Source organism: Brevundimonas halotolerans, assembly GCF_003730275.1.
In the GTDB taxonomy this organism is placed as follows: Bacteria; Pseudomonadota; Alphaproteobacteria; order Caulobacterales; family Caulobacteraceae; genus Brevundimonas; species Brevundimonas halotolerans.
The window spans coordinates 227,125-252,117 of record NZ_QTTA01000016.1 but is presented as its reverse complement, the minus strand read 5'-3'; the positions used below and the strand labels follow the sequence as shown (position 1 = coordinate 252,117).

The 24,993-nt window shown below is 68.2% G+C and carries 31 protein-coding genes and 1 tRNA gene; 16 read left to right on the top strand and 16 right to left on the bottom strand.

The features are described 5' to 3' along the window. Positions 1 to 171: 171 nt before the first annotated feature. The 8 genes from EG854_RS07375 to flgF all read right to left on the bottom strand — a co-directional run bounded on the left by EG854_RS07375 (position 172) and on the right by flgF (position 6,744). On the bottom strand, positions 172 to 1,974 hold the full coding sequence (locus EG854_RS07375) for a DUF885 domain-containing protein (protein ID WP_164461929.1): 1,803 nt from the start codon (positions 1,972 to 1,974) through the stop codon (positions 172 to 174). Positions 1,975 to 2,039: 65 nt separating this feature from the next. Next, positions 2,040 to 2,549, bottom strand: coding sequence for a hypothetical protein (locus EG854_RS07370; RefSeq protein WP_206423384.1), 510 nt, complete (start codon positions 2,547 to 2,549; stop codon positions 2,040 to 2,042). Positions 2,550 to 2,571: 22 nt separating this feature from the next. After that, a complete protein-coding gene (locus tag EG854_RS07365) occupies positions 2,572 to 3,003 on the bottom strand; it encodes a hypothetical protein (RefSeq protein ID WP_123287346.1) in 432 nt (143 codons plus the stop codon). Positions 3,004 to 3,034: 31 nt separating this feature from the next. Then, positions 3,035 to 3,541, bottom strand: coding sequence for a hypothetical protein (locus EG854_RS07360; protein WP_123287344.1), 507 nt, complete (start codon positions 3,539 to 3,541; stop codon positions 3,035 to 3,037). Positions 3,542 to 3,652: 111 nt separating this feature from the next. Next, on the bottom strand, positions 3,653 to 4,378 hold the full coding sequence (gene flgH, locus EG854_RS07355; RefSeq protein ID WP_123287342.1) for a flagellar basal body L-ring protein FlgH: 726 nt from the start codon (positions 4,376 to 4,378) through the stop codon (positions 3,653 to 3,655). A gap of 23 nt (positions 4,379 to 4,401) precedes the next feature. After that, positions 4,402 to 5,172, bottom strand: coding sequence for a flagellar basal body P-ring formation chaperone FlgA (gene flgA, locus EG854_RS07350; protein WP_123287340.1), 771 nt, complete (start codon positions 5,170 to 5,172; stop codon positions 4,402 to 4,404). After that, positions 5,172 to 5,960, bottom strand: coding sequence for a flagellar basal-body rod protein FlgG (flgG, locus tag EG854_RS07345; protein ID WP_123287338.1), 789 nt, complete (start codon positions 5,958 to 5,960; stop codon positions 5,172 to 5,174). Before flgG ends, flgA begins: the two co-directional genes overlap by 1 nt. Before the next feature lie 46 nt (positions 5,961 to 6,006). Next, positions 6,007 to 6,744 (bottom strand): flagellar basal-body rod protein FlgF, encoded by a 738-nt coding sequence (gene flgF / locus EG854_RS07340; RefSeq protein ID WP_123287336.1) that lies wholly within the window; start codon positions 6,742 to 6,744, stop codon positions 6,007 to 6,009. Between the two features lie 173 nt (positions 6,745 to 6,917). Between flgF and EG854_RS07335 the strand changes: the two genes are divergently transcribed. The 7 genes from EG854_RS07335 to EG854_RS07305 all read left to right on the top strand — a co-directional run bounded on the left by EG854_RS07335 (position 6,918) and on the right by EG854_RS07305 (position 11,970). Further along, the gene (locus EG854_RS07335; RefSeq protein ID WP_123287334.1) at positions 6,918 to 7,568 is read left to right on the top strand and encodes a flagellar basal body-associated FliL family protein; all 651 of its coding nucleotides are present in this window, start codon (positions 6,918 to 6,920) and stop codon (positions 7,566 to 7,568) included. 1 nt (position 7,569) lies between these two features. Beyond that, positions 7,570 to 8,640 (top strand): flagellar motor switch protein FliM, encoded by a 1,071-nt coding sequence (gene fliM, locus EG854_RS07330; protein ID WP_123287332.1) that lies wholly within the window; start codon positions 7,570 to 7,572, stop codon positions 8,638 to 8,640. Then, entirely contained in the window at positions 8,637 to 9,155 is a 519-nt protein-coding gene (locus EG854_RS07325; protein WP_123287330.1) for a DUF6468 domain-containing protein, read from the top strand. The genes fliM and EG854_RS07325 overlap by 4 nt, the downstream gene beginning before the upstream one ends. A 31-nt stretch (positions 9,156 to 9,186) precedes the next feature. Further along, positions 9,187 to 10,059 (top strand): MotE family protein, encoded by an 873-nt coding sequence (locus EG854_RS07320; RefSeq protein WP_123287328.1) that lies wholly within the window; start codon positions 9,187 to 9,189, stop codon positions 10,057 to 10,059. A 72-nt stretch (positions 10,060 to 10,131) separates the two neighbouring features. Next, positions 10,132 to 10,371 (top strand): DUF3297 family protein, encoded by a 240-nt coding sequence (locus EG854_RS07315; RefSeq protein WP_123287326.1) that lies wholly within the window; start codon positions 10,132 to 10,134, stop codon positions 10,369 to 10,371. A gap of 79 nt (positions 10,372 to 10,450) precedes the next feature. Then, complete coding sequence (locus EG854_RS07310; protein ID WP_241153164.1) at positions 10,451 to 11,878, top strand: M20/M25/M40 family metallo-hydrolase; 1,428 nt, start codon at positions 10,451 to 10,453, stop codon at positions 11,876 to 11,878. A gap of 7 nt (positions 11,879 to 11,885) precedes the next feature. Beyond that, positions 11,886 to 11,970: transfer RNA gene (locus tag EG854_RS07305), tRNA-Leu, on the top strand. 4 nt (positions 11,971 to 11,974) lie between these two features. On the opposite strand, the gene EG854_RS07300 is transcribed toward EG854_RS07305, so the two are convergent. Beyond that, positions 11,975 to 12,157 (bottom strand): DUF3606 domain-containing protein, encoded by a 183-nt coding sequence (locus EG854_RS07300; RefSeq protein ID WP_123287321.1) that lies wholly within the window; start codon positions 12,155 to 12,157, stop codon positions 11,975 to 11,977. A gap of 153 nt (positions 12,158 to 12,310) precedes the next feature. Here EG854_RS07300 and pyk point away from each other — a divergent pair, with 153 nt between their 5' ends. The 3 genes from pyk to EG854_RS07285 all read left to right on the top strand — a co-directional run bounded on the left by pyk (position 12,311) and on the right by EG854_RS07285 (position 15,243). Beyond that, positions 12,311 to 13,747 (top strand): pyruvate kinase, encoded by a 1,437-nt coding sequence (gene pyk, locus EG854_RS07295; protein ID WP_123287319.1) that lies wholly within the window; start codon positions 12,311 to 12,313, stop codon positions 13,745 to 13,747. Between the two features lie 146 nt (positions 13,748 to 13,893). Beyond that, positions 13,894 to 14,931: a DNA adenine methylase gene (locus tag EG854_RS07290; protein ID WP_123287318.1), complete on the top strand. Its 1,038-nt coding sequence runs from the start codon at positions 13,894 to 13,896 to the stop codon at positions 14,929 to 14,931. Positions 14,932 to 14,970: 39 nt separating this feature from the next. Further along, positions 14,971 to 15,243, top strand: a complete 273-nt coding sequence (locus tag EG854_RS07285) for a hypothetical protein (RefSeq protein ID WP_164461927.1) — start codon at positions 14,971 to 14,973, stop codon at positions 15,241 to 15,243. Here EG854_RS07285 and EG854_RS07280 read toward each other — a convergent pair. Together EG854_RS07280 and EG854_RS07275 are read right to left on the bottom strand one after the other, a co-directional pair. Then, on the bottom strand, positions 15,240 to 15,860 hold the full coding sequence (locus EG854_RS07280; protein ID WP_123287314.1) for a ribonuclease HII: 621 nt from the start codon (positions 15,858 to 15,860) through the stop codon (positions 15,240 to 15,242). The genes EG854_RS07285 and EG854_RS07280 overlap by 4 nt on opposite strands. After that, the gene (locus EG854_RS07275) at positions 15,860 to 16,459 is read right to left on the bottom strand and encodes a DNA-3-methyladenine glycosylase I (RefSeq protein WP_123287469.1); all 600 of its coding nucleotides are present in this window, start codon (positions 16,457 to 16,459) and stop codon (positions 15,860 to 15,862) included. Before EG854_RS07275 ends, EG854_RS07280 begins: the two co-directional genes overlap by 1 nt. A 96-nt stretch (positions 16,460 to 16,555) precedes the next feature. Here EG854_RS07275 and EG854_RS07270 point away from each other — a divergent pair, with 96 nt between their 5' ends. Further along, on the top strand, positions 16,556 to 16,975 hold the full coding sequence (locus EG854_RS07270; RefSeq protein ID WP_123287312.1) for a tetratricopeptide repeat protein: 420 nt from the start codon (positions 16,556 to 16,558) through the stop codon (positions 16,973 to 16,975). Between the two features lie 111 nt (positions 16,976 to 17,086). Further along, positions 17,087 to 17,314, top strand: coding sequence for a hypothetical protein (locus tag EG854_RS07265; protein WP_123287310.1), 228 nt, complete (start codon positions 17,087 to 17,089; stop codon positions 17,312 to 17,314). A 60-nt stretch (positions 17,315 to 17,374) separates the two neighbouring features. Here EG854_RS07265 and ygfZ read toward each other — a convergent pair whose 3' ends face one another. After that, on the bottom strand, positions 17,375 to 18,166 hold the full coding sequence (ygfZ, locus tag EG854_RS07260; RefSeq protein WP_123287309.1) for a CAF17-like 4Fe-4S cluster assembly/insertion protein YgfZ: 792 nt from the start codon (positions 18,164 to 18,166) through the stop codon (positions 17,375 to 17,377). An 83-nt stretch (positions 18,167 to 18,249) separates the two neighbouring features. Between ygfZ and EG854_RS07255 the strand changes: the two genes are divergently transcribed. Next, positions 18,250 to 19,206, top strand: coding sequence for a glycosyltransferase family 9 protein (locus EG854_RS07255; protein ID WP_123287307.1), 957 nt, complete (start codon positions 18,250 to 18,252; stop codon positions 19,204 to 19,206). Between the two features lie 22 nt (positions 19,207 to 19,228). Next, positions 19,229 to 20,578: a dihydroorotase gene (locus EG854_RS07250; RefSeq protein WP_123287305.1), complete on the top strand. Its 1,350-nt coding sequence runs from the start codon at positions 19,229 to 19,231 to the stop codon at positions 20,576 to 20,578. Here EG854_RS07250 and EG854_RS07245 read toward each other — a convergent pair. From EG854_RS07245 to erpA, 4 genes are all read right to left on the bottom strand, one after another. After that, the gene (locus EG854_RS07245; RefSeq protein ID WP_123287303.1) at positions 20,559 to 21,494 is read right to left on the bottom strand and encodes an alpha/beta hydrolase; all 936 of its coding nucleotides are present in this window, start codon (positions 21,492 to 21,494) and stop codon (positions 20,559 to 20,561) included. The genes EG854_RS07250 and EG854_RS07245 overlap by 20 nt on opposite strands. Before the next feature lie 28 nt (positions 21,495 to 21,522). Further along, positions 21,523 to 22,206, bottom strand: coding sequence for an SdpI family protein (locus EG854_RS07240; protein WP_164461925.1), 684 nt, complete (start codon positions 22,204 to 22,206; stop codon positions 21,523 to 21,525). Then, complete coding sequence (locus EG854_RS07235; protein WP_123287299.1) at positions 22,199 to 22,489, bottom strand: metalloregulator ArsR/SmtB family transcription factor; 291 nt, start codon at positions 22,487 to 22,489, stop codon at positions 22,199 to 22,201. The genes EG854_RS07240 and EG854_RS07235 overlap by 8 nt, the downstream gene beginning before the upstream one ends. 76 nt (positions 22,490 to 22,565) lie before the next feature. Beyond that, positions 22,566 to 22,955 (bottom strand): iron-sulfur cluster insertion protein ErpA, encoded by a 390-nt coding sequence (erpA, locus tag EG854_RS07230; RefSeq protein ID WP_123287297.1) that lies wholly within the window; start codon positions 22,953 to 22,955, stop codon positions 22,566 to 22,568. Positions 22,956 to 22,989: 34 nt separating this feature from the next. Between erpA and EG854_RS07225 the strand changes: the two genes are divergently transcribed. Both EG854_RS07225 and EG854_RS07220 read left to right on the top strand, forming a co-directional pair. Then, complete coding sequence (locus EG854_RS07225; RefSeq protein ID WP_123287295.1) at positions 22,990 to 24,198, top strand: deoxyguanosinetriphosphate triphosphohydrolase; 1,209 nt, start codon at positions 22,990 to 22,992, stop codon at positions 24,196 to 24,198. 78 nt (positions 24,199 to 24,276) lie between these two features. Further along, a complete protein-coding gene (locus EG854_RS07220; RefSeq protein WP_123287293.1) occupies positions 24,277 to 24,987 on the top strand; it encodes an SPOR domain-containing protein in 711 nt (236 codons plus the stop codon). Positions 24,988 to 24,993 lie beyond the last annotated feature (6 nt).

Here is a 24,993-nt window from a genome sequence, read left to right as displayed (position 1 = left end):
AGCCCCTCACCCCCAACCCCCTCTCCCGCCGGGAGAGGGGGCTTAAGGGAGGGGTTCATCACAGCGAACACAGCGAGGACACGGCGACCACAGCGGGGGCAGCGGGCTCGACCCCGCTGTGTCCGCTGTGAAAGTGCCGTGGTCGCTGTGATGAACCCGCATCGCGGACGACTACTGCTTCGCCCGCTGTTCCTCGATCCAGCGGTTCATGTGGGCGTCGAGCAGGGCGAGGGGGAGGGGGCCGGGGACCAGCAGGGCGTCGTGGAAGGCGCGAACGTCGAAGTCTTCGCCGAGGGCCGTCTCCGCCCGGGTGCGGATCTGGCGCAGGCGGATCTCGCCGATCTTGTAGGCCGTGGCCTGACCGGGCCAGCCGACATAGCGCTGCAGTTCGGTCTCGATGTTGTGGGGGGCGAGCGCCGAGTTGTCAGTGAAACAGGTGCGGGCCTGTTCGACGGACCAGCCCATCCAGTGCATGCCGGTGTCGGCGACGAGGCGGCAGGCGCGCCACATCTCATAGCTGAGGCGGCCGAAGCGTTCGTAGGGGGTGCGGTAAAAGCCCATCTCCTCGCCGAGGAATTCGGCATAGAGACCCCAGCCCTCGGTGAAGGCGGTGACATTGGCGTCGCGCCGGAAATAGGGCTGGTCGGCGGCTTCCTGTTGCAAGGCAATCTGCAGATGGTGGCCGGGCACGGCCTCGTGCAGCGTCAGGGCCGGGAGTTCGTAGAGCGGGCGCTGGTCGAGGCGTGAGGTGTTCACCATATAGCCGCCCGCGATGCCGTTCCGCATCGAGCCGGAGAAGTAGCGGCCGGTGGTGTAGTTGGCCTCGATCTCGGCGGGCACGGGACGGACGCCGTAAGGCAGGCGGGGCAGGGTGCCGAACAGGGCGGGTAGGCCGTCATCGGCGCGCTTGGACATTTCCGACGCCTTTTCCAGCAGCTCCTCGCGGGTGGAGGCGTAGAACTGCGGGTCGGTGCGCAGGAAGGTCAGGAAGCCGGGGAAGTCGCCGGTCCAGCCGGCGGCGCGCATCTCGATCTCCATGCGGGCCCGGATGCGGGCAACCTCGTCGAGACCGATCTGGTGGACCTGGTCGGGGGTCAGGTCGGTGGTGGTGTAGCCACGCACCAGCCAGGCATAGATGTCACGGCCGCCGGGGCGGTGAACCAGACCGGGGGTCTCGGGCGCGACCGGCAGATAGTCGTCCTTGAGGAAGTCCCGCCATGCGCGGCGGCGCGGCTGGATGTGGTCGCGGACGATGGATTCGGCCCGGGCCTGATACGCGCGGCGCTCGCCCTCGGGGATCGAGGCCGGAAGGTTGGCGGTGGGGCGCAGAAGCGGGTCGGTGGCAGCGGTCAGGGCGGCGTCGGTTTCGGCCAGCAGCAGAGCGCTTTCGACGACCGAGCGCGACTGGAGCAGGCCGGTGTCGAGGCCTCGGCGGGCATTGGCGAGGGTCGCGTCAAACAGGGGGCCCATGTTTTCCAGCCGGGTCAGCCAGGCCTCGACATCGTCGCGGTCGGTCAGGCGGGCCGAGCCGGCGATATAGGCCGCCGACTGGCCAAAGCCGCCTTCGGAGTTGAAGGCCATGCGCGAGACGTCGAGGTCGATGCCCTCGATGGCGCGGGTGATCAGCCAGGTGGCAAAGGCGTGGTTCTGGGCCTCGGCCGGGCTGAGGGCCGTGACGTCGATGGCGGCCAGCCGGTCGGACAGGGCGACAAGCTCAGGCCTGCGGGCCAGCTCGCCTTCACGCGAGAGGTCGGGTAGGCGGGATTTCGCGGCCTCGTCGCCTTCCTGTGAGGCGCCGAAGGGGTCGTGCCGTTTGAGGAAGGCCTCATAGTCTGTGATGACGGCGGCCAGGGCCTGGCTGGCGGTAGGGGCTGTGACGGCGGCGGGGGAGGCCGGGTCGGCTGCGGGTGTCGCGCAGGCGGAGACGCCGATCATGAGCGCTGCGAGCGCCGTGGCCAGAACCGGTCTGTTCATTGGTCATTCCCCCAGAAGTCGAGCGGGCAGTCGAGACGAGGGGGACCGTCCCGTCAAGCGGAGGCTCAGCCGCAGTAGGCGAAGAAGCGCTCTATGCCGTCGGTGGAGGTCGGGTGGGCCACCATCAGGGCCCGGCCCTCGGCGTCGTGAAGGCCCAGCCAGCCCAGCCTGCGAAACCGCTGGAACACCGGGGGCGTGGTCGGGGCCTCGGCCAGGACCTCGCCGTGCTCGAACAGCTCGGAAGGCTCGATGCGCCCGGTGAAGCGCTCGGTCTCGCCGCCGGATTCGAGGTAGATGACGGGCTGGCCATCGGCATCGGCGGGACGGAACAGGTCGAGGCGGCCGCTGTCCTTGTTACAGGCGAGGGACAGCCAGACGTCGTCGCTCTCGGCCCGGCCATAGGCGAGGGAGGCCTGATCGTTCTCGACGTAGAAGGCCCAGTCGTGATCGGCGATCGGCTGGGGTGCGGAATCCGGGGTATCGGTCGGGCTGAGGGCTGTGGGCGCGGGGTCCATCGACGCGCAGGCGCCCAGCGTCAGAAGCGCGACGAGGAGCGGCAGTGAGGTGGCGCGCATGATGTCCCCCGAGCCGTCGGGCTCAACCCGCACAGATTTCCGTGAAACGGCGCAGCTTTGCAAGGTGGGGGCGCGAGAAGGTGATCGTACGCGTCTGGTCGCCGGCCACCACTTCCAGCGATCCGGTCGCCGTGAAGTTGGCGATGGCTGGATGATCGGTGCGCAGGGTCAGGGAGAAGGGATCGGAGCCCTCGCCCGCCGCCATCTGGGCCGTGCCGCTGGCGTCGCCGGAGCGGAAGTTGGCGAACCCTGCACGGGCCGGCAAGTCATAGAAGCTGACCACGACCCGGCCCGAGCCGGGGGCGCAGGCGAGGGTGGTGGTCAGGCGATCAGTGTCGGGGATTTCACGGGCGAGGACGGTCTCGCGCGTGTCCTCGTAAAGGGACCAGACCCAGCCGTCGGCCTGGGCCAGACCAGTATGCAGGGCCAGTATCGCAGCCAGCGTAATCATCATGGTTTCCCTCTCCCGAACGGAGAAGAGATGATCAGGCCGGGGCCGTTCCGCAAGAGGCGAAGAACGTCTTCACGGCTTCCTGATCGGTCGCGTCCGAGCCGATAGCGACCTTTCCCTGATCGCTGACGACGGTCATCTTGCCCGTGGCGGCGAGGTCAGCGAGCGCGGCATCGTTCCGTGCGATCTCGGATTCGTGCAGGACGCCGCCGGTCATGGGGTCCTGATAAGAGGTCTGGCCGGTGGCCGTATCAGCCTCGGCGCGGACCGAGCCGAGCGTCGACACCTTGTCCTCGCCGGGGGTGCACATCAGGATCAGCACCAGCTGGTCGGAGTTGGCGACGCCATAGGCCAGTTTGGCGGTGTCGCCCTCGGTGTGGAAATGCCAGTCCATCGCGGGCGTCGCAGGCGCGGCTTCGACCGGAGCCTCAGCCACGAGCATGATCGGAGCCGCCGCAACGCCGTCTTCGGCGGTGTAGCTCTGGGCCGCGTGGGCGACCAGGCCCAGGGCGGCGACGGCGGGGATCAGAATCTTGAACATGCGAACACCTCTCTGGCGAGGGAAACGCGGTTGGCCGTTAACGGTTCACGGCCAAGCTTCGACCCCCGGCAGAAATTGCCGGGGGTGAGCTTTGGGGTGTGGGGGCGGGGCTCAGAAGGGGCTGAAGCGCTCGACCAGGGACTGAGCCGCGGGGGTGGCCTGCATGCGGCTGATGTCGCCACGGCCGCCGTAGGAAATGCGGGCCTCGGCGATCTGGGTGTGGTCTATGCTGTTGGCCGAGGAGATGTCCTGTGGCCGGACGATGCCGGCGATGGTCAGCTCGCGCACCTCGCGGTTGGTGCGGACCTCCTGACGGCCCTGGATGATCAGATTGCCGTTGGGCAGGACATCCGTGACGACGGCTGCGATGGTCAGGTTGACGCGCTCGGAGCGGTTGACGCTGCCGGAGCCGGCGGCATTGGCCTGACCTTGGACGCCGACCATGTTGGCCGGGTCGAAACCGCCCGGGAAGGCCTGGCCGATGCTGCTCTCCAGTCCGAAGAAGTTGGTGACGCCGCCCGAGGCGTCATTGGTACGGGACCGCTCGGTCGAGTTCTGTGTCTGGGCGCGGTCGTCGATGTCGATGCGAACCGTGACGATGTCGCCGACATAGCGGGCGCGCTGGTCGCCGAAGAAGGTGCGGGCCCCCGTGCGCCACAGGCTGTTGGCGCTGGCGGGGCGGGCTTCGGGCGCCGGCAGATACTGCTGCTGCACCGGAACGAGGGCCGCCGGATAGCCGATCGGGGCCAGTTCAGGGCCGCGCACCGCCTCGATCGCGGTCGAGCAGGCGCCCACCGACAGGGCAGAGAGGGCGGTCAGGGTCAGGACGATACGCATGGGAATCCTCTCAGCGGGACGGATCAGCGGGATTGGGCGCGGAAGGTACGGGCGGCGGGGCCGACCATGGCCTGACCGGGGGCGGTGGCGATGGCCTCGATGGTCCGGCCGGACTGCAGGTTCAGGATGGGCACGGGCTCGCCGATGGCGGCATCGCGGGTGGCCCGGCCGGTGATGGTCAGGGTCAGGCCCTGATCGACATAGGCGACCTGGACCATGTCATTGCGGGCGATGACCTGGGGCTGGGCGAGGTCGCGGCCCAGCACCGGCGTGCCGGAGCGCAGGGCCCGGCGCGCGGACAGGCCGATGACCTCCTCGGCGTCGGCCGGGCCACCGACGGGCGCGCGGTGGGCCTGAACCTCGGTCCAGGCGAGGTCCTCGGGGCGGATGATGTCACCGGCGGCGAGGCTGCGGGTCCAGGTCAGGACTTCGACGGTCTCGCCCGGGCGGGCCGCGGCAGAGGTGGCCGACGGGGCTGCGGGTGTCGTGCTGCCCTGACGGACGACCACCCGGCGCAGGCCGCGCGGGTTCGACCATGCCAGACCGGCCTGGTGGGCGCGCGACTGGACCATGCCGGCGTCGAGCACGACCGTCGGGCCAGCGCGGCGGGCGATGACGATATCGGCAGCGGCACCGGCGCCCTCGAACAGTTCGCCGAGCGTGACCTGACCGTCGTCGTCGACCGGATTGTCGCGCAGGGTGACCGGCGCCGAGGCCAGCGCCGCCGAAGCGGCAAAGGCAAGGCAGACGCCGAGCGCGAGGCGGCGGATGAGGCGAGAGGCGAGGCGAGCCATCAGCCCTTCACCTGGGCCGAGACCGACATCATTTCGTCGGCGGTCGAGATGACCTTGGAGTTCATTTCATAGGCGCGCTGGGCGATGATCAGGGCGCTGATCTCGGAGACGGCGTCGACGTTCGAGGCCTCGGTATAGCCCTGCAGCAGCTGGCCGAAGCCGGGCTCGCCCGGGGCGCCCGGGGTGGCGGGGCCGGAAGCGGCGGTTTCGAGCAGCAGGTTGTCGCCGATGGCCTCGAGGCCCGCTTCATTGAAGAAGGTGGCGATCTCGATCTGGCCGACGACGGTCGGTTCGGTCTGGCCGGCCTGGATGATCTGGACCTCGCCCGCCTTGGAGATGAAGACGTCGATGGCGTCCTGCGGGATGCTGATCGCGGGCTCGACGGGATAGCCATCGTCGGTGACGACCTGGCCCTCGCCATTGACCGAGAAGTTGCCGGCGCGGGTGTAGGCGGTCTCGCCCGAGGGCATGGTGATCTGGAAATAGCCCTTGCCGTCGATGGCCAGGTCCAGCCGGTTGCCGGTCTGGGTGGGGGTGCCCTGTTCGGTGATGCGGTAGACGCTGCCGGCCTTCACACCGGCACCGATCTGGATGCCGGTCGGGACCACCGTGCCCTGCGCCGAGGAACTGCCGCCCATGCGTTCGACGTTCTGGTACAGCAGGTCCTGGAACTCGGCCCGCTGACGCTTGAAGCCGACCGTGTTCATGTTGGCGATGTTGTTGGAGATGACCTCGACGTTCAGCTGCTGGGCTGACATGCCGGAGGCGGCGGTGCGTAGCGCTCTCATGGGATTGCTCTCCTTGAGGGGGAAGGGGGAAGGGGACGGGTCGGCATCAGCCCACGCGCCCCAGCCGCTCGACGGACTTGCGGCTCAGTTCGTTGCTCTGTTCGATCATTTTCGAGATGCGCTCATAGCTGCGGCTGATCTCGATCAGATTGGTGATTTCGAGGATGGGATTGACGTTGGAGCCCTCCAGCATCCCCTGATGGATGCGGGCGTCGGGGGCGTCCATCGGCTGGGCATTCGAGGTGTTGCGGTACAGGCCGTCGCCGGCTTTTTCGAGCACCGACAGGGTGTCGAAGCGCACGACGGTCAGGCGTCCGACGATCTGGCCGTCCTGACTGATGGTGCCGTCCCCGGCCACCTGGGGGGCACCGCGTGCCGGGTCGAGCAGGATCTCGCCGCCGTCGCCGAGCACCGGCAGTCCGGCGGCGGTGACCAGCAAGCCCTCGGGGCTGATGGTGAAGGCGCCGTCGCGGGTATAGGCCTCGGCGTCACCGTCCTGGACCGTGAAGAAGGCGCCGTCGCCCTCGATGGCGAAGTCGAGAGTGCGACCGGTCTGGGACAGGGCGCCCTGGCCATAGTCGCGACCCACGCCCCGATCGAGCACAAAGCTGACCCCCGGACGCACCGCGTCGTTGCGGGCCCCCTGGCCGATCTCGGTGCCGACCATCAGCTGCTCGACCTTGAAGCCGGTGGTGTTCGCATTGGCGATGTTGTTGGCCACGATGTCGAGCTCGCGGCGCAGCGTCATCTGGCGAGACAATCCGATGTAGGCGACGTTTTCCAAGGCGGAACTCCTTCGACCGGGGTGTCGCAAGGGCCGTGCCAATATAGTTAACGCATTAAAATCAATATGATAATGAATTGGGCACGTCGGGCACCCGGCAGGAAATGCCGGTTCTAAACGCCCCGTTAACCAAAACCCGCTTCTTTGGGCCGGTCAGAGTGGGGCCATAGCGCATGCTGAAATTTGGCAAGAAGAAAAAGGCCGAGGGGACGGATGTCGCCGTGGCCGAAGGCGCCGGCGAAGGTGGCGACGGCGAGGGCGAAGCGCCCGCCAAGAAGAAATTGCCGCTGCTGTTCATCATCATTCCCGTCGCCCTGCTGGTGCTGGGGGGCGGGGGCGCGGGCGCCTTCTTCATGCTGTCGCCCAAACCTGCGGCAGCCGATGGCGCCGAGGGACACGAGGCGCCCAAGGACGACGGCCACGGCGACACGAAGAAGGCCGACAAGGGCGGCGGTCACGGCGGCAAGGGCGGCGGGGAGCCGGACCCCGCGCTGGGCAAGATCACAGAGGGGCCGGACGGCGTAACCTTCTACACCCTTCCCGACATGGTGGTGAACATTCAGACCGCCGACGGTCGGCCCGCCTATCTGAAGCTGCGGCTGACGCTGGAGCTGGAGGATGCCCACCTGGCCGATCAGCTGATGGCCGAGATGCCGCGCCTGCAGGACATGTTCCAGGGGTTCCTGCGCGAACTGCGCACCGAGGATCTGAACGGCTCGGCCGGCAATTTCCAGCTGCGCGCGGAAATCCTGCGTCGGGTCAATCTGATCCTGGCGCCCGGGAAGGCGGAAGCCGTGCTGATCGAAGAAATGCTGGTGAACTAGGATGGCCGAGGCCGCGCTCGCCGATACCGAGGACGATCCGTTCGGCGGCACCGAATCCGGTGACGGTCGTGCCGGCCTGATGCCCGAACGGGTCCTGAATCAGGAAGAGATCGACAGCCTGCTCGGCTTTGACATGAGCGGCGACGACGAGGAGCGCTCGGGCATCCGGGCGATCATCAACTCGGCGCTGGTCAGCTATGAGCGCCTGCCGATGCTCGAGATCGTCTTTGACCGCCTGGTGCGGTTGATGACGACCTCGCTGCGCAACTTCACCAGCGACAACGTCGAAGTCAGCCTCGACAACATCTCGTCGATCCGGTTCGGCGACTATCTGAACTCGATCCCGCTGCCGGCGATCCTGGCCGTGTTCCGGGCCGAGGAGCTGGACAACTATGGCCTGCTGACGGTCGATTCGAACCTGATCTATTCGATCGTCGATGTGCTGCTGGGCGGGCGGCGCGGCACGGCGGCGCTCAGGATCGAAGGGCGGCCCTATACGACCATCGAGCGGGTGCTGGTGCAGCGCATGGTCGAGGTGGTGCTGAACGATGCCAAGGCGGCATTCGAGCCGCTGACGCCGGTGCATTTCAACCTCGACCGTCTGGAGACCAATCCGCGCTTTGCGGCCATCGCCCGACCGGCCAATGCGGCCATTCTGGTCAAGCTGCGCATCGATATGGAGGACCGCGGCGGGCGCATCGAGCTGTTGCTGCCGTACGGCACGCTGGAGCCGATCCGCAAGATGCTGCTGCAGCAGTTCATGGGCGAGAAGTTCGGCCGCGACAACATCTGGGAAGGCCACCTTGCGACCGAGCTGTGGACCACGGGCACCGAGGTGCGTGCTGTTCTGGACGAGCAGCAGGTCCCCCTGTCGCGGGTGCTGAACCTCAAGGTTGGCGACACCCTGATGCTGAATGCGACGCCCAATTCCGAAATCTCGATCCGCAGCGGCACCATCCCGCTGACGACGGGACGGATGGGCCGCAAGGGACAGAATATCGCCGTGCGCGTCGAGGCGCCGGTGCGGGCGGAGATCGCCGAGCGGCTGACCAAACACAGGGATCTGTCATGATCGGAACGGTTCTGGATGCCATACTGATGCTGCTGCTGGTCAGCGCCATCGCCTATGGCGTGCGACTAGATCGTCGTCTGAAGGCGGTCCGCGAGGGTCAGGCGGCGTTCGCCGGGGCGATTGCGGAGCTGAACAGCGCGGCCGGGCGGGCTGAGTCAGCGCTGAAGACCCTGCGCGAGGCGGGTCAGGAAACCGATCTGCTGCACGACCGCATCGTCAAGGCTCGGGCCCTGAAGCAGGAACTGGAGGGCCTGCTGGCGCGCGAGGGCCGCGAGGTCCGTACCGCGATGGCCGCAGTACCCGCCGCCGAGCCTAAGTTGAAGATGGCGCCGGGCGCCGATCCCGCGACCGACCTTTACGGCAAGCTGGAGAGCCTGGCCGTCGCCCCGGATGTGCCCGGAGAGGCGGCGGAACGCTTTGCCCCCGTGCTGCAGGCGCTGGCCGCTAACCACGCTGCGAAACAAAGCCTGAACCGCGCGCGGCGCAGTCTGGATGAAGACCTGTTTGCTGCCTGACCCCTCCTTTCGCGCTCTCTGAAAGACCCTGATGTCCAAGCTGCCCCGCCTTCTGCCCCTCGTTGCCATCGCCATCGGCGGGGTGATTGCCGTGCGTGCAGCAAGCACCATGCCGGGCATGTTCCAGGGGGCGGTGGCCTGGGCCGAGGAAGCCGTGCCCGCCGAGGGAACGCAGAACCCCACCCCGCCGGTGACCGGGGTCTGCACCCTGACCGATGAACAGCTGGCGGATCAGGCCGGGATTTCACCGGCGGAGCTTCGCGTCATCCAGTCGCTGTCGGGCCGTCGCGTCGAGCTGGACGCCCGCGAGGAAGAGATGGCGACCATGCTGCCGCTGCTGATCGCGGCCGAGCAGAAGATCGACGCCCGTATCGCCGAGCTGAATGCCGTCAAGGGCGAGGTCGAGGGCATGCTGGGCCAGCTGGACGAGAAGGAACAGGCCGAGGTCGACCGGCTGGTGCAGGTCTATTCGGCCATGCGTCCGCGCGATGCCGCAGCGGTGTTCACGACGCTGGACGATGAGGTCCGCCTGCCGGTGGCAGCGGCCATGCGGCCCCGGGCTCTCGCAGCCATCATGGCGCAGATGCCGCCCGCCGAGGCGCGCGAGCTGACCGAGAAGCTGGCCGGGATGAACACCCGTCCGGATCTGGAAGCGCGGGCGGCCGCCGCGACGCGGGATGCGCCGACGCCCGCGACGACGCCCGCGACGACGCCTGCGGCCACGCCCGCCGCGACCCCGGCCACGCCCCCGGCCACGACGCGCGCACAGCCTGCCCGTCAGCCCGCCCGTTCGACCCCGCCGACGCGTCAGGCCCCGCCGCCCGCAGCGGAGACTCCCGCCCAGCGCGCACCGGCCACCGCTGATGCCCCGGCAAGGGGCCCAGCCCGTCAGACGGTGCAATAGGCGTCCCCTTGCCTTGACCGGCTGAGGCTCTAAGAGGGCGATCTTCGTTTCTCTTCCGCCCGAGGACCCGTCATGTCCGATACCCCGCCCGATCGCCTGTGCGTCGATCCCGACAGCAAATTCCACGATGAGACCGTGCTGGCGCGGGGCGTCGGCATCCGCTTCAAGGGCGAGGAAAAGACCAATGTCGAGGAATATTGCGTGTCCGAAGGCTGGGTGCGCCTGGCCGTCGGCAATCGGGTGGATCGGCGCGGCAAGGCCCTGACCGTCAAGCTGCAGGGACCGGTCGAGCCCTATTTCCAGGACGCCTGAGTAGCGGCGGGCCGATCAGGCTTTGCGCCCCGCCCCTGAGCCGCTAGGACTGCGGCTCCGGTATTCGGGGGAGATGACGATGCGGCTTGCAGCAACAGCTTTGGCGGGGGCGCTGGGTTTGATGGGGCTGGGTGTGGCCTCGTCCACCGTGGCCCAGAGCGCCGAGGACATCCGCATCGCCGAACAGCTGCGCGATCGCGCCCTTGAGGGCAGCGGCGCGTTCGAGATTGTCGAGGAACTGACCACCCGGTTCGGACCGCGCCCGGCGGGCTCGGCCTCGGAACAGGCGTCGGCACAGTGGGGTGCCGAGCTGATGACCGGCATGGGCTTTGCCAATGTCGAGATCGAATCCTTTCCGCTGAAGCTGTGGGAACGGGGCGAGACGCGGGTCGAGATCCTGTCGCCCTTTGCCCAGCCGCTGGTGGCGACCGCGCTCGGTGGGACGATTTCGACCCCGCCGGGCGGGATTGAAGCCGAGGCGGTGATCTTCGAGACCTATCAGGAGCTGCTGGACCAGCCCGAGGGCTCGCTGACCGGCAAGATCGTGGTGGTGCTGCAAGATACGGTGCCGGCCCAGGACGGCCGCGGCTATGGCACCAGTTCGCCCATCCGGGGGCAGGGGCCGTTCGAGGCGGCCAGCCGGGGGGCGGTCGGCTATGTGCTGCGCTCGCTGGGCACCCATGACCACCGCTTTGCCCATACGGGCGCGACCCGGGTCGGCGAGGGCCAGATCCCGGCCTTTGCCATCAGCCCGCCGGACGCCGACCAGCTGCGCCGCGCGCAACGCCTGAGCGATGAGCCGATCCGCATGCGGCTGGTGTCGGGCGCGGGCTTTGTCGCCGATAGCCATTCGCAGAATGTCGTGGCCGAGGTGGTCGGCTGGGAGTTTCCCGATCAGGTGATCGTCATCGGCGGGCATCTGGACAGCTGGGACCTGGGCACAGGCGCGATCGACGATGGGGCCGGCATCGCCATCACCACGGCGGCGCTGAAGCTGATCGAGGATCTGCCGGTGCAGCCGCGCCGCACGATCCGTGTCGTCTGGTGGGGATCGGAGGAGGTCAGCCAGCCGCCGCCCTCGCAGGGTCTGGCCGGGGCGCGCTTCTATGCCGACCGCCGGGCCGATGACCTGGAGATGCACGTCGCCGCCAGCGAGAGCGATTTCGGCGCGGACCGGATCTACAGCCTGGCCCTGCCGGCGGGCGCGGGCGACAGTGATCTGCGCCGGGCCGCCATGCGGGTGCTGACGCCGCTGGGCATTCTGTTCGACGGGGCGCCGGCGACCGGGGGCGGGCCCGACACCACGCCGCTGGTGCAGGCCGGTGTGCCCGCCTTTCGCCTGAACCAGCAAGGCATGGACTATTTCGACTGGCACCATACGGCCGACGATGTGCTGGACCGGATCGATCCCGAGGCGCTGGACCAGAATGTCGCTGCCTGGGCCGCCTTCCTGTGGCTGCTGGCCAACTCCGACATCGACTTCAGGGCCTTACGGGCGGCGCAATAGGCCTCTGGCGAGCGTGGCGAAACTGGTAGACGCAAGGGACTTAAAATCCCTCGACTTCGGTCATGCGGGTTCGACCCCCGCCGCTCGCACCATGGCTCAGCGCTTCTTGCCAAGCTCGGCGGCGATGTCCTTGACGTTGCGGCCGACCTTGCGGTGGGCGGCGGTCAGCTGGTCGCGGGTGACGCCCCAGCGCTTCATCCAGTGCTCGACAGCCTGACGCTCGGACAGGTCCAGCCGGTCCTTGTCGATGAAGCCGCGCTTGTCCTTGAGGCCTGCCATGATCGTCTCCGTTGCTGCGTGGTGCCGTAGCGCGAAATGGGTCGGGGCGCGACCGCGGGGCGTAACTTCGTGTTTCGCGCCAAGAACCGCCCTTAACCCGACGCGCTTTCGTGGGCACAAGGGGGAAATCCCCTCCGTTCGCATGGATATTCGATGAAGAGAGCCCGACACGCCCGGATCGTTGCGACCCTGGGACCGGCCAGCCGGTCGCCCGGCATGGTCAAGACCTTGGCACAGGCCGGGGTGGATGTGTTCCGCCTGAACTTCAGCCACGGCTCGCACGACGACCATGCGGCGGCGCTGAAGGCGGTGCGTGGGGCCGAGATGGCGTTGAAGCGGCCGCTGGGCGTGCTGGCCGACCTGCAGGGGCCCAAGCTGCGGCTGGGCCGGTTCCGGGACGTCGAGATCGACATCAAACCTGGCCACAAGATGCGCTTCGACCTCGACCCCGAGCCGGGCGACGAAAAGCGGGTGCAGATGCCGCATCCGGAAATCTTCAGGGCGTTGCGCGAAGGCATGCTGCTGTTGCTGGACGACGGCCGGGTGCGGCTGCGCGTCGGCAAGCGATCGGACGACTGGGCCGATGTGACGGTCGAAAGCGGCTCGAAGCTGTCGGACCGCAAGGGGGTGGCGGTGCCGGAAGCCGTCATCCCGGTGTCGGCCCTGACGCCCAAGGACCGCGAGGACCTGGCCTTTGCGCTCAGGATCGGCGTCGACTGGGTGGCGCTGAGCTTTGTGCAGAAGGCCGAGGACATGGCCGAGCTGAAGCGGCTGGTGAACGGCAAGGCGGCCTGTCTGGCCAAGATCGAAAAGCCCCAGGCGTTGAACGAGCTTGAGGCTATCCTCGACTATTCCGACGGGGTGATGGTGGCGCGCGGGGACCTCGGTGTTGAGCTGGATCCCGAAGAGGTGCCGGTGGCGCAAAAGGCCATCATTCGCGCAGCTCGCCATCGCGGGGTGCCAGTGATCGTGGCGACCCAGATGCTGGAGTCGATGACCAGTGCCCCCGCACCGACCCGGGCCGAGGCCACTGATGTCGCCAATGCCGTCTATGAGGGGGCTGATGCCCTGATGCTGTCGGCCGAGACGGCCTCGGGCGACTATCCGGTCGAGGCGGTGACCATGATGAACCGCATCATGGAGCGGGTCGAACGCGATCCGGTCTGGCCCAGCCTGATGGATGCCGAACACGCCGGCATGGACGACATCGACGCCGATGCCCTGGTGGCCGCGGCGCGCAAAGCCGGTGAGGCCCAGTCGACCGCCTGTATCGTCGTGTTCACGACGCTGGGCGGCACGGCCCGGCGGATGGCGCGCGAGCGGCCCCTGCACACGGTGCTGGCCCTGACGCCCAACCCGGACACGGCGCGGCGGCTGGCGTTGGTCTGGGGGTTGGAGCCGCGTCTGGGCCGCCAGCCGGACTCGCTGGAACAGGTCACCGACGATGCGGTCAACGGGGCCATGGACTATGGTCTGGCCCAGCCGGGTCAAAGGATCCTGATTCTGGCCGGGACGCCGTTCGGCGCGCCGGGGGCTGCGAATCTGTTGCGACTGGCGCATGCTCCGGCGAAGATGAAACGGCGGAAGTGATCCTCCTCTGCTGAGCGTAGCGAAACTGGGGAGGGGGACCGCGCGCAGCGGGGTGGAGGGGGCGAACCCTGACACCGGCGCTTGTTGTCGCCCCCTCCACCACTCCGTGGTCCCCCTCCCCCGCGGGCGGGGGAGGAGATGAGTGCATGATCAAATATATCGGCTCGAAGCGGGCTTTGCTGGGGCAGGTGACCTCGGCGATCGGCGCGCTGGCGGGGTCGGGGACGACCGTGTGTGATCTGTTCAGCGGGTCGGCCAGGGTTGGGCATGCGCTGAAGCGGGCGGGCTACCGCGTCTGGTCGAATGACCACAATGCCTATGCCCACACCCTGGCCACGGCCTATGTGCAGGCCGACCGGGAGCGGTGGCTCGATAGGGCCTTGGCGGTGCTGGCCGAGCTGCGGACGCTGAAGCCCGAGGCGGGCTGGTTCACCCGGGCGTTCTGTGAGGATGCCCGCTATTTCCACCCGGACAACGGCGCGCGGATCGACGCCATGCGCGAACGGATCGAGGCGCTGGACCTGGAGCCGGACCTGAAGGCCATCGTGCTGGTCAGCCTGATGGAGGCGGCCGACCGGGTCGATTCCACGGCCGGGGTGCAGATGGCCTATATGAAGCAGTGGGCCCCGCGTGCCTTGAAGCCATTGGAACTGCGGATGCCGGATGTGCTGCCGTCGGTGGGGGCGCCATGTCGGGCGACGCAGGCCGATGCGGTCACGATCGCGCCGGAGATCGAGGCCGATCTGGTCTATCTGGACCCGCCCTACAACCAGCATTCCTATCTGGGGAACTATCACTGCTGGGAAAGTCTGGTGCTGTGGGACAAGCCCGAGACCTATGGCGTGGCCAACAAGCGGATCGATGTGAAGACGCGGAAAAGCGCCTTCAACAGCCGGCCCGGGATTGGCCCTGCGCTGGCGGCGGTGATCGAGGGGTTGCGCGCTCCCAATCTGGTCGTGTCGTTCAATGACGAGGGCTATCTGGACCGGGAGGCGCTGACCGGCATGCTGTCGGCGCGGGGGCATGTGCAGGTGATCGAAATCGCCCATCCCCGCTATGTCGGAGCCCGCATCGGCATCCATAACCCGAAGGGCGAGAAGGTCGGTCAGGTCGGGCGTTTGCGGAATGTCGAGTACCTATATGTGGTGACGCCGGAGCCGGTGGCCCTGCCGCACGCAGCTTGATCTGCGGGAACCGTCGGGGTTTGATGCCGTTTGGTCGTCATGCAGACGATCCATGACATTGAGGCGGACGAAATGGGCAGCGAGGCCAGATTTGCGGGCCGGGGTCTGGTCCGGTCGGACCGGGCCATTGACGCCTTTCAGACCGTCGCCTGGCGTGCGCCCGAGCCGCGCCGCGACCGGTTCACGGCAGCCAACGTCGCCGGTCCTGCAGAGGCCGAGAGCGAAGAGATTCCGCACTGGATGATCCTGGTCGGCGGAGGTTTGCTGGCGGCCCTGCTGGGCGCCTTGCTGGGCGGAGCGATGGCGCTTTAGGCGCTCAACCTGTCCTCAATCATCAGCCGTATCGGCGCGAAGGAGCGGCGGTGCTGGCTGCACGGCCCCAGCCGGTCCAGCGCCTGACGGTGTAACGGCACGCCATAGCCCTTGTGCCGGGCAAACCCATAGCCGGGGTGTTCCGCTTCAAGCTCATGCATCAGCCGGTCGCGCGCGGTCTTGGCGAGGATGGAGGCGGCGGCGATGGAGGCGGAGCGCGCATCACCCTTGATGACGGCGACCGAACGGCACCCCACATCCAGCGCATGATTGCCGTCGATCAGGGCCAGCGCGGCGCGTTGCGCCAGACCCTGAACCGCGCGCCGCATGGCCAGTTCGGTGGCGCGCAGGATGTTCAGGCGATCAATCTCCTCGACTGTCGCAAAGGCCACGGACCAGCACAGGGCGCGCGCCTTGATGCCGGCCTCGGCCGCCTCGCGCGCGGCCTCTGACAGCGCCTTGGAGTCGTTCAGGCCCTCGGGCAGATGGTCGGGGTCGAGGATGACGGCGGCCGCGCTGACCGGCCCGGCCCAGGGGCCACGACCGGCTTCATCTACGCCACAGACGAGGCCGTGCGAGGCCCATTCCTGTTCCAGCGTCAGATCAGGTCGCAGCATCAGCCCTGCCCGCCTGAGAGGGGGGCATGCCGATGGCAGGTCGTGACGTGGTCATTGACCATGCCGGTCGCCTGCATGAAGGCATAGACGATGACCGGACCGCAGAATTTGAAGCCCTCGGCCTTCAGCGCCTTGGCCATGGCGATGGACTCGGGGGTCGACGCCGGGACCTGGGCCATGGAGGGCCACTCGTTCTGGATCGGCTGGCCGTCGACGAAGGACCACAGCCAGTCCGACATGTCGCGGCCCTGATCCTGCAGGTTCAGCCAGATGCGGGCGCCCGAAATGGTGGCGTCGATCTTGGCGCCCGAGCGGACGATTCCCGCGTCGTTCAGCAGGCGCTGGCGGTCAGCCTCGCCATAGCGGGCGACCTTTTCCGGGTCGAAATCGTCAAAGGCAGCGCGGAAGGCCTCGCGCTTTTTCAGGATGGTGATCCACGACAGGCCCGCCTGAAAGCCGTCCAGCACCAGCTTTTCCCAGAGGGCGCGCGGGTCGCGTTCAGGCACGCCCCATTCCTGGTCGTGATAGGCGACATAGAGGGGATCGGTGCCGCACCAGCCACAGCGGCCGGTCGTGTCGGGCACGGGCGAGTCGGTCATGGCCGCAAGGTCGCCGAGCTGGCCTCCGGACGCAAGAGTCATGTCCCGTCAGACGCCGGGCGGCGCGCGGTCTGGCAAGGGGTGAAGGTGACCCGCATGCCCTTCCTGATCGCGCTGATTGCCCTCGGCCTTGCCGCTGCATTTGCGGGAGAGGCGCGCGCGCAGGACAGCAAGGCCGTCATGCATCCGCCCGGTGTGGTCGGGGAACTGGGCCAGACCGATCCCGATGCCCTGATCGCCTCGCAGCTATGGCTGGCGGAGGTCTATGAGCGTGAGGGGCTGATCGATGAGGCGATCCAGACCTATGAGGCGGCGCTGCTGTCGATCCTGCAGTTTCGCGGGCAGGGGCATGTGTCGATGGCCGATCCCATGGTGCGGGTGGCGCGCCTGACCGAGGATCCGGAAACGCGGGTGCGGTGGCTGGAAGCGGCCCTGCGGATCCGCGAGGTCGGCTGGGACACAGGCGATGCGCGCCGGATGGTGCTCCGGATGGAGCTGAAGCGGGCGTCTGACTGACGGCTCGCCCCTCTGGCGTGATCTCGAGAGGGCTGCCGACGGAGGTCAGGGGGTGGACAAGTCCTTGCCGAAACGAAACAACAATAGCTCCCACAATCGGAGGATATAACCATGCGTATCGCCCTGTTCGCCGCTGCTGCTGCCGCTCTGGCCCTTGCCGCCTGCTCGCAGGAGACCGGTGACAATGCCGCTGAAACCGCGGACGCCGCCGGCGACACCGTCGCCTCGGCCGCCGAAGACACCGCCGAGAATGCTGACGCCGTGGCCGACAACACCGCCGCTGCCGCCAACGAAGCGGCCGAGGACGTCGACGCCGCCGTCGAGACGCCCGCCGAGTAAACGTTTCACGATCGATAGGGAGACGCGCCCGGAGTTCGCTTCGGGCGCGTTTTCTTTTTTTTAGAGGTCCAACCAGTCTGGCCGTCGGACCGTTGCCGGCGTCCCCTCGACCGTCAGGTTGCCGTCCAACCGGTCGAGACGCAGCAGGGCCATGAGGCGGCCGCCCTGACCGGACAGGGTCTGGCCCGCGCGTCGGTCTCCGTTCAGGACCTCGGAGCCGAAGGGGGGCAGGGGGCCGTCAATGTCGAGGGGCAGCATGCGGTTGCGGATGGCGCCGCGCCGCTTCATGCGCGAGGTCGTCTCCTGACCGATGAAACAGCCCTTGGAAAAGTCGATGCCGTTGAGCAGATCGAAGTCGGCCTCGATCGGATAGGTGGTGTCCTGACCGCCGTCGCGGGCGGGGTCGGGGATGCCCAGCGACAGGCGGTGATCGTGCCAGTCGGCGGCCTCGGCCGAGGTGGGCAGGGGCGCGCCATAGTGGCGGTGGCCGAGATCCGCGAGGCGAGCGTCCGAGGTGCCGGGCGTGTCCGGAGTTGCGGGCCAAAGGACCTGGACGGTGCCGTCGTCCGGCTGGATCGTGACGTCGGCGCGCAGGCGATAAAGCGAAAGCCGCTGGATCAGGGCGTCCCGGCGGTCAGCGGCGACATCGATCAGCACGCCGTCGTCCTGGCCCAGAAGGAACAGGTCGAACAGCAGGCGACCGGGTGGGGACAGCAGGGCGCCGAAGCGCAGCTCGCCCGGCTTGAGGCTCAGGACCTCCTGCGTCAGCAGGCCGTTGAGGAAGGTCCTGGCATCCGGGCCGCTGACCCGGACGAGGGCGCGATCAGGGAGGGAGGCGATGCAGGCGGACATGGTCCACAGATAGGGTGACCGCGGCGGCTTGGCGAGGGGGCGATGCCGCTGCCCGACTGCGAGAATCCGTATACGGTAGGGTTATGCCCTCGGCCTTTCCCGTTCTCTATATCGCCGAAGCCGACCCGGAGATGGCGGTGATGGGCTCGGGCGTGCTCGATCATCTGGCCGAAGCCTTGCCGCAGGCGCGGTTCACCGTGGTGGGATCACCGTCCAGCGCGCCGTTGTTTGCCGGGGTGCCGCGTCTGGACCGGACGCTGGTCCTGAAGGGCGAGGGGCTGGCCGAGCTGACGGGCCTGTGGAACCAGGTGCGGGGCACGCACTGGGGTCTGGTCGTCGATATGCGGGGCACGAAGTTGTCGGGCTGGCTGAGGCGGCAGAAGCGGGCGGTTAGGGGCCAGATGCCGGACGGCCTGCATGCCGTCGAGGCGGCGGCACGCGTGCTGCAGCTGGACGAGGTGCCGGCGCCGCGCCTGCACCCGACGGCCGAGGATCGGGCCGCGGCCGAGGCCCTGCTGGGGACGGGCGAAGGGCCGCTGCTGGCCATTGGGCCCGGGGCGGACTGGATCGGGCGGCTGTGGCCGGCGGAACGCTATGCCAAGGTGGCGCAGGCCCTGCTGGGCGAAGGGGGACCGCTGGCGGGCGGGCGACTGCTGATCGTCGGCGGGGCGGGCGACCGGGATGCCGCCCATACCATCCGGCTGGTGGTGCGGCGCGAGCGGGTGATCGAGGCGCAGGGCAAGCTGCCGCCGCTGGCCACGGTGGCAGCCTTGCAGCGCGCGGACTTTTATCTGGGCGGGGATTCGCTGTGGACCCAGCTGGCGGTGGCGGCGGGTGTGCCGGTGACGGCGCTGTTCGGCCCGTCGGACGAGTCGGTGCGCGGGCCCTGGGGCGGTCAGACCCTGCGGGGGCCGCGGACCTTTGAGGAATTCCGCGTCATGGACCCCCGTTTCGACCAGGCGCTTCAGCATATGATGGACCTTCCGGCCGAGAGGGTGTTGAAAGCCTGCATGCGGCGCCTGACGACCGACGCCGCCTGATCTGACCGGCAGGAGTATCGCCATGGGCAACAGCTATGACCTGATCGTGCGGGGCGGCGAGGTCGCCAATCACGCCGGACGGGGGCCTGCCGATGTCGGGGTGCGCGACGGCAGGATCGCCTTCGTCGGAGACCTGTCCCAGGCCTCGGCCGGAGAGGTGGTGGATGCCGCCGGCCTGACCGTCCTGCCGGGGGTGATCGATACCCAGGTGCATTTCCGCGAGCCGGGTCTGGAGTGGAAGGAAGATCTCGAGACCGGCAGCCGCGCGGCGGCGCTGGGCGGGGTGACCGCCGTCTTCGAAATGCCGAACACGGATCCAACGACCACCGATGCCGATGCCATGGCCGACAAGCTGGCCCGGGCCAGGGACCGGATGTGGACGGACCACGCCTTTTACATCGGCGGCACCCACGAGAATGCGGCCTGGCTGGATGAGCTGGAGCGGCTGCCGGGGTGCTGCGGGGTCAAGGTGTTCATGGGGGCCTCGACCGGGAACCTGCTGGTCGCCGACGATGACGGGGTGCGCGACATCCTGAAGCGGGTGAACCGCCGGGCGACCTTTCATTCCGAGGACGAATATCGGCTGGCCGAGCGGCGCAGTCTGGCGCGGACCGGGGACTGGACCAGCCACCCGGAGGTGCGTGACGTCGAAAGCGCGATCCGCAGCACCCGGCGTCTGGTCGGGCTGGCGCGGGAATGCGGGGCGCGTATCCATGTGCTGCACGTAACCACCGCCGAGGAGATCGAATTCCTGGCGGGGGCGAAGGATGTGGCCACCGTCGAGGTCACGCCCCAGCATCTGACTCTGGACGGCGACGAGGCTTACGAGCGGCTCAAGGCACTGGCCCAGATGAACCCGCCGATCCGCAACCGGCCGCATATCGAAGGGCTGTGGCGGGGCATCGCCCAGGGGGTGGTGGATGTGCTGGGTTCGGACCACGCGCCGCACACGCTGGAGGAAAAGGCCCGGCCTTATCCGGCGTCGCCGTCGGGCATGCCGGGGGTGCAGACGCTGGTGCCGGTCATGCTGGATCATGTGGCGAAGGGGCGGATGACGCTGGAGCGGTTCATCGACCTGACCTCGGCCGGGGCACAGCGCATCTTCAACATCGCCGGCAAGGGGCGGATGGCCGAGGGCTATGACGCCGACCTGACGCTGGTCGATCTGAAGGCGAAGACCGTGCTGAAGCACGCCGACATGGCCACGCGGTCGGGCTGGACCCCGTTCGACGGCATGGAGGTGCAGGGCCTGCCGATGGCGACGATCGTGCGCGGCCGGGTGGTGATGCGCGACGGCGAACTGCAGGACAGCGCCCACGGCCGCCCGGTGCGCTTCCAGGAAACGCTGGCGCCTAGCGCGGCGCGAGGATGAAGCCGGCGATGTCGGGTACGACCGGGGCGGCCAGTGGCAGGTCCGGGTCGGCATAGGCGCGGATGTTGGCGGCGCGCTCGGCGGGGGCGACCTTGAGCACGTGATTGACGCCCTCCCAGACGACGAGGGTGGCGTCGGGCTGCGCGGCCTTCATCGCATCGGAATCGGCCGTCGTGACCTGGATGTCGGTGGTGCCCTGGGCAATCAGCACGGGGCCGTCATACGCGGCGACCAGTTCGCGGGGATCGAGCGCCAGCCACGAGATCAGATAGGGCTGGACCGAAGGCCGGAACAGGGCCTCGAGGCCCGGGACAGATTCGACCTCGCGCCCGGCCTCGAGCTCGGCCAGCGCGGTGAAGGCCTGGGTCCGCATCGGTTCGGGCAGTTGCGGGCCCAGCTGTTCCTCCAGAACGATGCGGGCCGGGCGACCGGCGCCCGCGACCAGCACCAGACCGCAGATGGCCGAGGTGTCGCGTTCGGTGGCGGCAAGCGCCACCAGCGCCCCTTCGCTGTGGCCGATCAGCCAGGCGCAGGGCAGGCTGGCCTGTTCTGCAGCCTGCTCGGCCCAACCGATGGCGTCATCGACGAGGTGGGAGAAACGCAGATCCTGTTCGGCCATGCCGGTGAACAGGCTCTCACCGACGCCGCGCTTGTCGTAGCGGACGGTGGCGATGCCCTGATCGGCCAGTCCCTCGGCCAGCAGGCGATAGGTGGACGACCGGATGCCCTGGGCGCTGTTGCCGTCGCGGTCGGTGGGGCCCGAACCGGCGATGATGACGCCGACCGCGCGGGGTGCTTCGGCCGGAGCCAGCCAGGTTCCGTGCAGGGAGCCGATGTCGGTCTGGTGGGTCACGGCTGTGCCGGGATCCTGGGCGGTCAGGGTCAGGGCGGCGGCGGCGATCAGGGCGGACAGCATGGGGTGTCTCCGTCTTGAAGGAACAGGATCAGAAGGGTTGGCGGTCGGGGTCGTTGCGCCAGACGCGCCAGCTTTCGACCGCCGCGAGGACAACGGCGACCAGCACGGCGACGACCACGGCGATGACGCCGAACGGCTGGGGCATGAAGGGCGCGCTGACCAGACCGAACAGGCCGATCAGGAACAACAGGCGTCCGGCGAGGCGGTTGGACCGTTCCCACGCCAGCTTGCTCTTGAAGGCCCAGGGGGTGCGCACCCCGACAATGGGGTTGGGCCCGACCCGGCCGAGGAAGGCTCCGGTCGCCATCATCAGGACGCTGATGGCCAGCATGGGCGCGAGGGTGCCGATGGAGGTGGCGCCCGACAGGCTGAGGGCGGCGGCGAACAGGGTGGCGCCGGTAAGAGAGATGAGCGTCACAAGCTGGGCAAAACGCAGGGCCCGGCTGCGGGCCGGCTCTGCGGCCTTGCGGGCAAAGTGACCAAGGCCGCCGCTGAGGGCGAGGGTGGCGAGGCCGAGCGCCAGGATCAATGCGCCGACGGTCTCGCGCCCGGCCCAATCGTCAGCGTCGCCATGGACGTTGAAATGAATGGGCATCAGGCCGGTGGGGCCGGCGAAGAAGATCCATAGCCCGAGGCCCAGCAGGATGGCCGAAATGCCGAGAGTGGCCACGTCGATGGCCGAGGCGGGGGCGGATGGGCGGGTATCAGTCACGGTCCTTGTCTCCATCGGACGGGCTGCGGGCCCCGGTGATCGACAGGAGGAAGGCCAGCGCCTCCTCCACAGCGGAAATGTCGAGGCGGTAGCGGATGGTGGTGCCGTCGCGCTCGGGGCTGACCAGTCCGGCCTCCTTGAGGGCGTTGAGGTGACCGGTGACGGTCGGCCAGGTCATGTCGAAGGCCGCGGCAATGTCGCCGGACGCCATGGGACCTTTCCTCAGCATCTCGATGATCCGACGCCGCACGGGATGCGACAGGGCCTTGAACAGGGTGTTCACAGGATATGCCTAATTAGGAAATCCCCTAAATGCAAGGGGTGGATCCTCCCCCGGTTACCGGGGGAGGATCAGAGGCTTAAATGGAAAAGCTGACGCCGCAGCCGCAGCTTGAGGCGGCGTTGGGGTTGCGGATGACGAACTGGGCGCCGGCGAGGTCGTCGACGAAATCGATCACCGAGCCGCTGAGGAAGGGCAGGGAGACGGGATCGACAAGGGCGGTGTGGTCGTCGTTGCGGATGCGGATGTCTTCATCATCGGCGGACCCGACCAGATCGAACCGGTACTGAAAGCCCGAACACCCGCCGCCATCGACCGCGACCCGCAGCATCAGCGGGGTGCCCCTTGCCTCGGACAGGTGGCGCAGACGGGCCGCAGCAGACGCGGACAGCGTCAGACCATGGGCCGCAGCGCGGGCGCCGGCGTCGCCGGTGGTCTCGACCCGGAAGTCTGTGGATCGTTCGGTCATACCGCCCTATATGAGGCCGCCACGGGCTACCGCAATGCCTGTCACCCCATCGGGATCAACTCCGCTGACCGATCGTCGCCTCTCCCCCTATGCCCTGGATGCTGCAAACACGCTGGGACGGCGTGTGCCCGAGCCCGCCAGCCGGACGCGCACGGCCTTTGCCCGCGACCGCGACCGCATCATCCATTCGACGGCCTTTCGCCGGCTGAAGGAAAAGACCCAGGTGTTTGTGGCGCATGAGGGCGACCACTATCGCACCCGCCTGACCCACAGTCTGGAAGTGGCCCAGATCGCCCGGTCGCTGGCGCATGCGCTGCGGCTGGATACCGATCTGGCCGAGGCCGTGGCGCTGGCCCATGACCTGGGCCATCCGCCGTTCGGCCATGCGGGCGAGGACGAACTGCAGGCCTGTATGGCGCCGTGGGGCGGGTTTGATCACAACGTCCAGACGTTTCGCGTGATCACCCGGCTGGAGGAACGCTATCCGGACTTTCTCGGCCTGAATCTGAGCTGGGAGACGCTGGAAGCCGTCATCAAGCACAATGGCCCGGTCGACGGCATGCTGGATCGCCCCTCGTGGAAGCCGGTGGCGGAGTTCTCGAAGGACTGGGACCTGAGGCTGGACAGTTTCGCCTCGCTGGAGGCGCAGGTCGCGGCCATTGCCGACGACATTGCCTACAACAATCACGATGTGGACGACGGGGTGCAGGCGGGCCTGTTCACCCTGGAGGACCTGATGGAGGTGCCGCTGATCGGGCCGATCCTGAAGGGGACGCGCGACGACTGGCCTGATCTGGATGCCCGGATGATCCGGCTGGAAGCCGTGCGGCGCATGATCGGCGCCATGATCGAGGACGTGTTGGCCGAGACCGGGCGCCGCCTGAAGGCGGACGGGATCGAAACGGTCGAGGATGTGCGGACGGCGAAGCGGATGCTGGTCGCCTTTTCGCCCGACATGCTGGCCGACCTGGGGGCGCTGCGGCGGTTCCTGTTCACGCGCATGTATCGCCACTATCGGGTCAACCGCACTCGCAGCCAGGCGCGGCGCATCCTGTCGGAAATGTTCCAGCTGTTCCTGGCCGAACCGGACATCCTGCCCCCCGAATGGGCGGAGCGGGCCTCAAGCGGCGATCCGGCCCGCCGGGCCCGGGCCGTTTGTGACTATATCGCCGGGATGACCGACCGTTATGCGATCGAGGAACACAGAAAGCTGTTTACACTCGATCTGGCGCTGGATCTGTGATTCGAATGCAGACACCGGGAGCGCTAGGATAGGCGCTCAGCCGCGCGATTCGCGGACGCACATGCATTGAGGCCCTCCATGTCGCACGAAGACCCCTATCGCCAGGATCCGGGCGCCGGTCGTGACCGGGGTGCCTATACGCCGCCGACCGACGAGGAATTGCCGTTCCGCCGGGGCGGGGGTGGGTATGACGCCCGCCGCAGTGGCGTCGGCGGCCCGCCGGTCACCCTGATCATCAGTGCCGCCGTTCTGCTGCTGCTGATCGTCGTGGTGGTCATCTATTACCGGGCCGGGGCCCGTGGGTCCGAGGATGCGCCGCCGGCCATCGGCACGCCTGTGGGTGAGCTGAAGGTCGAGGCGGCCGAGGATGCCCAGCCGATCGATCCGGCGGCGGGAATCGACGTCTATGACGAGGCCGCGCCGATCGTCACCGCGCCGACCTATGTGCCGCCGCCCGAGGCGATCCAGCCCAATGCGCGGCCAGCGGAAGCGACAACTCCCGCACCCGCTCCGACAAGGCCTGCCGAACGCCCGACGGTCGCGGCAGGCGGCAATTCGGCAGTGCAGATCGGGGCCTTTTCGACGCCAGGTCTGGCCGACAGCGAATACAGCCGGGTGGTCGGACGCTACAGCCAGTACACCCAGGGTGCGGTCAAGCGGGTGCAGGAGGTGACCTCGTCCAGCGGATCGACCCTGTACCGGACCATGGTCTCGGGCCTGAGCCGCGAGCAGGCCCAGGGGCTGTGCGACGCCATCAAGGCCTCGGGCGGCGACTGTATCGTGCGCTGACCTGAC